Below are 7,740 nucleotides of genomic sequence, written 5' to 3'. Positions count from 1 at the left end.
GTACCCGGCCAGTCGGGGAAGCGGCGCCGGGGCGGCCCCGGTGGCGGGGACCGACGGCCACCGACGAGGACAGCGGCGGGCACCCGGCCGGGGACGACGACGCGCCGCCCGGTCCGGCCCGGGGCCGCTGCGCCGCACCGCCTTCGGCACGGCGGGGCTGCTCTGCGTGGTGCTCGGGACCTCGATCGCGCTGTCCGGCCGGGAGACCCCGGTGGTGCGGATCGAAGCCTCCGGGCACGGCACCGGCACGGACGCCCCGGCGACCACCCCGGGCACCCCGGCCACGACCGGCACAGCGCCCACCGCCCCGAAGCCGTACCCGCCCTCTCCGCCGACCCGCCTGCTGGTCCCCTCCGTCGGGGTGGACGCGCCGGTGACCGGCCTCGGGCTGAACCCCGACGGCACGGTCGAGGTGCCGCCGGCCGACCGCGGCCAGGACGTCGGCTGGTACCGCAACGGCCCCTCCCCCGGCGAGACCGGCCCCGCCGTGCTCATCGGGCACTACGACACCGTGCACGGCCCGGCGGTCTTCCGGCAGCTGCCGAAGCTACGGCCCGGCGAGCTGATCCGGATCCGGCGCGCGGACGGCGGCACCGTGGACTTCAAGGTCCGCACGCTGCTCCAGGCCGCCAAGGACCACTTCCCGACCGAGCAGGTCTACGGCGACACGCCCGCGCCCGCGCTGCGGCTGATCACCTGCGGCGGGCGGATCGGCACGGACGGGCACTGGACGGACAACATCATCGTGCTGGCGGACCTGGCCTGACGGCCGCCGGTGACCGGCACCGGCGACAGGGCGGGGACCGGCACCGGTTCCGCCGGTACCGGTGGCCGACGGAACCGCCGGCCACCGTCCGCGCGACCTAACCCCAGGGGAGCTGACGGGGAGCCCGACCCGAGGCATCGCCGCAGACCAGGAGGACGAGCACCGACCGTGGCAGCCGCACCAGCCCCCCGCCGACGGCCCGGCGCCGTCCCGATGACCGCCCTGGCCGCCCTGGCCGGCCTGGCCGTCCTCATCGCCCTCGCCACCCTCGCCTTCGGCCGGGCCGCCCCCGGAGGCCTGCTCGACCAGGGCCCGGCCGGGACCATCACCCCGCCGCTGGAGGCCCAGCCGCTCTGGCCGCAGCTGTCCGGCGCCCCCTCGCCGACGGCGACGGCGACGGCGACGGCGGCCGGTGCCGCCCAGGAGCCGCAGCCCGTACCGGACCTGACCGTCCCCGGGCACGACATCACCGCGGTCGACGTCCGCGCCGTCCTCGCCAGGGACCCGAAGGTGAGCCCGGAGGAGCGGCAGGCGCTCGGCTCCTGCGCCGGCTGCGAGGTCCGCGCCCCCGAGTTCCGCGACCTCACCGGGGACGGGCGGCCCGAACTGATCACCGTCGTCTCCGTCCCGGGACTGGTCGTGCTGCACGTCTACGCACTCGCCGAGGACCGCCTGCTGCCCGTCCTGCGGGTACCGGTCCAGCCGGCGTTCAGCGCCGAGACCATCGGTCCCGGCCTGTGGCTGTACGAGCCGATCAGCGCCCACCTCCAGGCCAGCAGCCACTACGAGTGGGACGGGACCAAACTCACCCTGGAGGAACGCCGGGACGTGGGCGTCGGCGTGCTCCCGCCCACCGGCCAGGAGCCCGGCCCGCCGGACCCCGCCGCGGCCGAGCCCGGCGCGGTACCGGCGCGGCCCACCGCGCTCCCGCCGAAGCAGTCGGTCCCCAGGCCCCCCGCCGCGTCCCCGCGCGCCCTCCGGCCCTCCTCCGAGCCCTCCGCCCCCGCCGTGATCCCGGAGCCGAAGCGATGAACCCCACCACCGTCCCCGCGACCGCCACCCCCGCGACCTTCACCCCCGCCGCCCAGCCGCGCATCCTCCTGGTCGAGGACGACGAGGTGATCCGCGAGGCCACCCGGATGGCCCTGGAACGCTACGGCTTCCCGGTCACCACGGCGGCCGACGGCCTGGAGGGGCTGGAGGCCTTCCACGCCGTCCGGCCGGACCTGCTCCTGCTGGACGTCATGCTGCCGCTGCTCGACGGGGTCGGGCTCTGCCGCCGGATCCGGGAGGAGAGCCAGCTGCCGATCCTGATGATGTCGGCCCGGACCGACCCGGTGGACGTGGTCTCCGGGCTGGAGGCCGGGGCGGACGACTACGTGGTCAAGCCCTTCGAGAGCGCCGTCCTGGTCGCCCGGATCCGTACGGTGCTGCGCCGCGTCCGCGTCGTCCCGGCGGCCGACGCCCCGCAGCCGCCGGAGGTGTCCCCCGCCGCTGCCGCCGGCCCCACGGCCCCCACCGCCCCCGCCCCCGCCCCCGCCCCCGCCCCCGTACGAAGCTTCGACGGCCTCCAGGTCGACACCGACAGCATGGAGGTCCGGGTGGACGACCGCCTCGTCCCGCTCACCCCCACCGAGCTGCGGCTGCTGCTGGAGTTCACCGCCGCGCCCGGCATCGTGCTGGAGCGCTCCACCCTGCTGGAACGCGTCTGGGACTACGAGTGGGGCGCCGACACCCGGGTCGTGGACGTCCACGTGCAACGGCTGCGCGCCAAGATCGGCTCCGGCCGGATCGAGACCGTCCGCGGGTTCGGCTACAAGCTGCGGCGCCCGGCATGACCCTGCGCCGCCAGATCGCCACCGCCGTCGCCGCCATCGCCGTCCTGGTCGCGGTGGCCGTCGGCCTGCTGGTCCACCAGGCGATGATCCGTCAGCACGTCGACCAGGCCCGGTCCGCCGCGCTCGCCGCCCTCGACTCCGGCCGGGCCGACTACCAACGCGCCGGCGGCAACGCGCTCGGCCGGGGCGCCGCCCTGAACGACCCGGCCCTGCCCGACCCGCTGCGCGCCCTCGTCGCCGACGGCCGGTACGGCTCGCTGCTCGCCGCCGACGGGACGGGCGAGTCGATGTGGGCGGCCCGCCCGGTGCGGGAGGGGGTGCTGTCCGCCCGGGTGGACTTCGCCCAGGACAGGCAGGCCATCGCCGACCTGGACCGGATCATCCTGCTCACCGTCGTCGCCGCGGTCTTCACCACCGTGCTGGCCGGCGTGCTGGTCGCCGACCGGATCAGCCGCCGGCTGCGCACCGCGGCCACCGCCGCCCGGGGCATCGCGGCCGGCGGGACGGACACCCGGATCGGCGAACTCGTCGACGGCAAGGACGAGGTGGCCGACCTCGCCGCCGCCGTCGACCTGATGTCCCGCACCCTGCACCGCCGGCTGGAGGACGAGCAGCGCTTCACCGCGGACGTCGCCCACGAACTGCGCACCCCGCTCACCGGCCTGGTCACCGCCGCCGAACTGCTGCCGCCCGGGCGGCCCACCCAGCTGGTGCGGAACCGGGTCCAGGCCCTGCGCGGCCTGGTCGAGGACCTGCTGGAGGTCTCCCGGCTGGACGCGGACGCCGAGTCCCCCGACCTCTCCGCCGTCCCGCTGGAACGCGCGGTGCGCCGCACCGTCGCCCTCACCGGACTGGACGTCACCGTCGGCATCGCCGCCGACCGCCAGGTCCGCACCGACCTGCGCCGGCTCGACCGCATCCTCGGCAACCTGATCCTCAACGCCCACCGCCACGGTGCCGGCCCGGTCCACCTGCACGTCGACGGCCTGCGGATCAGCGTCCGCGACCACGGCCCCGGCTATCCCGAGGACCTCCTGCGGCACGGCCCGCAGCGCTTCCGCACCGGCGCCCTCGAACGCGGCCACGGCCACGGCCTCGGCCTCACCATCGCCACCGGCCACGCCCGCGTCATCGGCGCCGCCCTGACCTTCGCCAACCACCCCGACGGCGGCGCCCTGGCCACCCTCACCCTGCCCCCGGACTGACCCCGGGCCGACCCCACCGACGCCGAAGGGCCGGCTCGACCACCGTCGAACCGGCCCTTCCCGCCACGGAGCCCCCTGTCGGGTTCGAACCGACGACCCCCGCTTTACAAGAGCGGCGTTCCGCTACCCTGCGTGACCTGCGACCCGGCCACCCTGCCGGCTCCCCTGTCCTTACCCCGCCGACACCCGCAACTGACCGCCACGTACCGCCCGTTCTGGCGCGCCTGTGGCACGCGACAGTTCAGTCGAGAAGGATTTCTTCGGGCCTGCGGTTGAACACTTCGAGCGAGCGACTGCGCAACAGAGCATCAACGCATGCCATGAGGTCGCCACCGTGATCCTTGCCCGCTATTTCGTACAGCTCCTTGATCAGATCCTGCCCGTTGATCAGCACCACTGGGTACTGGTCTTCGACCATCTCCAACTGCGCCGGTTCCGAGTAGGAACCGGTGGTGACGTACACGCCGATCCACCCACGCCTGAGCCTGGCCACAACTCGGGCAATCTGCTCGGCTGACACCAGGCTGTCCGGCTTGATGCACTTCGCCTGCCCCAGAACGACCAGCTTGGTACCAGCCAGACCACTGCCGAGATCCAACCGACCAACGAAGTCCGCTCCGCCGTCCCCCGACCGGCGGGTCAGCCATCCCTCGTTGTATTTGTGACCGGACGCCCGCATCACCTTCGCAGCGACAACTGCGGCCAACACCTCGAACGCATGTTTGTCGTTGTCGAACCGCTTGTAAACCGCTTGGAGGTCCGCTTCGAGAGAGCTGCCCGGAGTCGGCTTCTGGTCGCGAACCTTGACGACCTGCGAGCGCGCCACTCGCCGACGCACCTTCGGCAGCACCGAATGACCGTGCTTCACCCACTCCTGCCATGCTGTGGGCGCCAGTTTCAGGACTTCGGCATCGGTCCGATCGGGGTCACGCCGTGCGGTGATCCACTCCCAGTCCAGTTTGTCGTCCTCCGCGGTGAGGTCGATCACCACAAGATCGAAGACGTAGTTGGTGAACGTCGACTGCGTCTGCCCACCCCACTGCACCACGCGCTCCGCCCGCTCGATCAGAGCAACGCCGCAGAACTGGACATGCCCCTTGACCTTGCCGTTCTTCGACACCGATCGGAACAACAGAAGCGGCGCTGCAGCAGCCCGCCCCTCGGCTGTGGGCGCCTGATGACTACCGAACGCCTCCAGCAACGCCGCGTTGCCCGTGGTGGTACCGACCGGCTTCGCCATCTCCGGCTTGTGGTCACCGAAGTAGCGGACGTGCCCGTTGTCGATGTCGAACACGTCGTGCCACGGTGTCTGCTCCGTTCCTGCCTTCCACGGACTCGACCGGATCATCACCGCTGGTCGCCGCATCCCGTCGCTTGCTTTGACCTTGGCCATCGCGTTGATCCCCGCTTCGAGCTGGGCCCGCTTCTGACCGGGGCTACCCGTGACGAAGAAGAAGTTGTCGAACCCATCGACTGTCGCCGGCGCCGTGTCCTTCGAAGCCGTGTACCGAAGCACGTCACTCACCCGCAACGAACGCCCCACAGCGCCCCCCTCAACGAACAGAACGGTCTGCCCGCGATCTTGGCACGCTAATACGACAGTAGGCCTGCTGATGGGTGAGGCCGCCCGCAAGGCGCTCGGCGATGACGACGATCCGCCGGACGCTTCTGGCACGCCCGTGGCACAGCCCGAGTAGCAACGCAGCAACGACGAAGGGCCAGCCCACCCGGATCACCCCGGTGAGCTGGCCCTTCCGGCGTCTCCGCCCTGGAGCCCCCTGTCGGGTTCGAACCGACGACCCCCGCTTTACAAGAGCGGTGCTCTGGCCAGCTGAGCTAAGGAGGCACGGTGACCGTCCGCGACGGATCACGGCGGCACCGGAGGGCAGTCTACCGGGCCCGGGTGACGGGATGGGGGGATATCCAGGGGTTGGTGGGATGGGTGGGCGTGATGGAACCGATGCCGAAATCGGGGCGGGCGGGGGCTGACAAGCGGCGGACGCGCAGGTAGCGTCGCCGGGAGTCGGTTCGCCCAGTGGTTCAGACCACTGCTCGGGCCGGCGGAGCACCGACAACCCCCTTTACTCGGATCGTCCGGCACGTTCCTGCCGGTGAAGGAGAGCAACGACCATGGCTTCTGTCACGTACGACAAGGCGACCCGCGTCTACCCTGGAGCGACCAAGCCCTCGGTGGACGCGCTGGACCTGGACATCGCGGACGGCGAGTTCCTCGTGCTGGTCGGCCCCTCGGGCTGCGGCAAGTCGACCAGCCTGCGCATGCTGGCCGGCCTCGAGGACGTCAACACCGGTGCGATCCGGATCGGCGACCGCGACGTCACCCACCTGCCGCCGAAGGACCGGGACATCGCCATGGTGTTCCAGAACTACGCGCTGTACCCGCACATGTCCGTCGCGGACAACATGGGCTTCGCGCTCAAGATCGCCGGCGTGAACAAGACGGACATCCGCAAGAAGGTCGAGGAGGCCGCGAAGATCCTCGACCTCACCGACTTCCTGGACCGCAAGCCGAAGGCGCTCTCCGGCGGTCAGCGCCAGCGTGTCGCGATGGGCCGCGCGATCGTCCGCGAGCCGCAGGTCTTCCTGATGGACGAGCCGCTGTCGAACCTGGACGCCAAGCTCCGCGTCTCGACCCGTACCCAGATCGCCGGCCTCCAGCGCCGCCTGGGCATCACCACGGTCTACGTCACCCACGACCAGACCGAGGCGCTCACCATGGGCGACCGGGTCGCGGTGCTCAAGGACGGTCTGCTCCAGCAGGTCGACACCCCGCGCAACATGTACGACAAGCCCGCCAACGTCTTCGTGGCCGGCTTCATCGGCTCGCCCGCCATGAACCTGCTCGAGGTGCCGCTGGTGGACGGCGGTGTGAAGTTCGGCGGCTCGGTCGTGCGCATCTCCCGCGAGGACCTGTCCGGCGCCGGTTCGGACAAGACGGTGACCGTCGGCGTCCGCCCCGAGCACTTCCAGGTCGTCCCGGCGGGCGGCATCGAGGGCGTCGCGGTGACCGTCAACGTGGTCGAGGAGCTCGGCTCGGACGGCTTCGTCTACGGCACCACCCAGATCGCCGGCCAGGACCACGAGCTGGTCGTCCGGGTGCCCGGCCGCGAGATCCCGGCCCGTGGCGAGACCATCCACGTCGTGCCGACCGCCACCGAGACCCACGTGTTCTCCACCAGCACCGGCCTGCGCCTGAGCAACTGACGCGGCACCGGCGAAACGCCACCGAGCCCGTCGGACCTCGCGGTCCGGCGGGCTCCGCCGTCCCCCGTGTCAACACGGCGCGGGGACAAACCCGGACACCGCGTCACTCGATGGGGTAACGGAGGGCGATCCGGCCCGCACTCACCGCTACTCTCCTGAGGGTGAAGCAGCTAGTGCGCCGTATCGGCCAGACCGTCGCCCTGACCCTGCCGGTCGTCCTGGTGACCACCGGCACCCTCGCCGTGACCCGGGTCCCCTGGGCCCCGCCGACCGGGCTCGACCAGCAGGTCGTGGCGGCGTCCAGCGGCGACGGCGCCGGGATCGGGCGCTCCAACAACGCGGCCGGCGCCGCGGCCAAGTCCCCGGACGGGCTCGCCCCGCAGGAGTCGCTGCGGGTGGTGCTGCTGGACGAGCTGCGGGCGAAGAACCCCTCCGCGGCGCTGGACCTGCTGGAGCGCTCGATGCGCGAGCAGCCCTCGCTGACGCCGTACTGCAGCTCGCTGGCCACCGAACTGGGCAAGGCGGCGGTGCGCAAGTACCAGGGCGACGTCCAGCGGGCCCGCTCCTTCGCCCGCCCGGTCTGCGACGGGGCGTTCGCGGCCGGCGTCGTCGGCTGACGGAGGCCGCGGCACCGGGGCCGCCGGGACGAACGAGGCCGTCAAGGCCGTCAAGGCCCGGGACGGAACGGTGGGGTGGCGGACGACTCCCG

The 7,740-nt window shown here is 72.5% G+C and carries 7 protein-coding genes and 2 tRNA genes; 6 read left to right on the top strand and 3 right to left on the bottom strand.

All coding sequences use genetic code 11. From position 1 onward, the window contains the following. From ACFRMQ_RS35075 to ACFRMQ_RS35060, 4 genes are all read left to right on the top strand, one after another. On the top strand, positions 1-766 hold a 766-nt coding region (locus ACFRMQ_RS35075; RefSeq protein WP_380734842.1), incomplete at its 5' end, for a class F sortase. A 168-nt stretch (positions 767-934) separates the two neighbouring features. Continuing rightward, the gene (locus ACFRMQ_RS35070) at positions 935-1,798 is read left to right on the top strand and encodes a hypothetical protein (RefSeq protein WP_380734841.1); all 864 of its coding nucleotides are present in this window, start codon (positions 935-937) and stop codon (positions 1,796-1,798) included. Positions 1,799-1,905: 107 nt separating this feature from the next. Continuing rightward, a complete protein-coding gene (locus ACFRMQ_RS35065; RefSeq protein WP_380734843.1) occupies positions 1,906-2,604 on the top strand; it encodes a response regulator in 699 nt (232 codons plus the stop codon). Further along, positions 2,601-3,809 (top strand): sensor histidine kinase, encoded by a 1,209-nt coding sequence (locus ACFRMQ_RS35060; protein ID WP_380734840.1) that lies wholly within the window; start codon positions 2,601-2,603, stop codon positions 3,807-3,809. Before ACFRMQ_RS35065 ends, ACFRMQ_RS35060 begins: the two co-directional genes overlap by 4 nt. Before the next feature lie 69 nt (positions 3,810-3,878). Here ACFRMQ_RS35060 and ACFRMQ_RS35055 read toward each other — a convergent pair. The 3 genes from ACFRMQ_RS35055 to ACFRMQ_RS35045 all read right to left on the bottom strand — a co-directional run bounded on the left by ACFRMQ_RS35055 (position 3,879) and on the right by ACFRMQ_RS35045 (position 5,655). Next, positions 3,879-3,958 (bottom strand) — tRNA-Thr (locus tag ACFRMQ_RS35055). A 92-nt stretch (positions 3,959-4,050) separates the two neighbouring features. Continuing rightward, positions 4,051-5,334 (bottom strand): restriction endonuclease, encoded by a 1,284-nt coding sequence (locus ACFRMQ_RS35050; RefSeq protein WP_380734839.1) that lies wholly within the window; start codon positions 5,332-5,334, stop codon positions 4,051-4,053. 244 nt (positions 5,335-5,578) lie between these two features. Then, positions 5,579-5,655: transfer RNA gene (locus ACFRMQ_RS35045), tRNA-Thr, on the bottom strand. A gap of 284 nt (positions 5,656-5,939) precedes the next feature. Between ACFRMQ_RS35045 and ACFRMQ_RS35040 the strand changes: the two genes are divergently transcribed. Then, on the top strand, positions 5,940-7,031 hold the full coding sequence (locus tag ACFRMQ_RS35040; protein ID WP_380734838.1) for an ABC transporter ATP-binding protein: 1,092 nt from the start codon (positions 5,940-5,942) through the stop codon (positions 7,029-7,031). Between the two features lie 161 nt (positions 7,032-7,192). Further along, positions 7,193-7,648 (top strand): hypothetical protein, encoded by a 456-nt coding sequence (locus tag ACFRMQ_RS35035; RefSeq protein ID WP_380734837.1) that lies wholly within the window; start codon positions 7,193-7,195, stop codon positions 7,646-7,648. Positions 7,649-7,740: the final 92 nt, after the last annotated feature.

The sequence above is a fragment of the Kitasatospora sp. NPDC056783 genome (assembly GCF_042789895.1).
Classification (GTDB): domain Bacteria; phylum Actinomycetota; class Actinomycetes; order Streptomycetales; family Streptomycetaceae; genus Kitasatospora.
The sequence above is the reverse complement of the archived record's forward strand: the minus strand, read 5'-3'. Positions and strand labels throughout refer to the sequence as shown.

Excerpts from the sequence above, each read along its gene's own strand:
- ACFRMQ_RS35065 (WP_380734843.1), top strand. The coding sequence starts at position 1,906 with ATGGCCCTGGAACGCTACGGCTTCCCGGTCACCACGGCGGCCGACGGC.
- ACFRMQ_RS35060 (WP_380734840.1), top strand. The coding sequence starts at position 2,601 with ATGACCCTGCGCCGCCAGATCGCCACCGCCGTCGCCGCCATCGCCGTC.
- ACFRMQ_RS35040 (WP_380734838.1), top strand. The coding sequence starts at position 5,940 with ATGGCTTCTGTCACGTACGACAAGGCGACCCGCGTCTACCCTGGAGCG.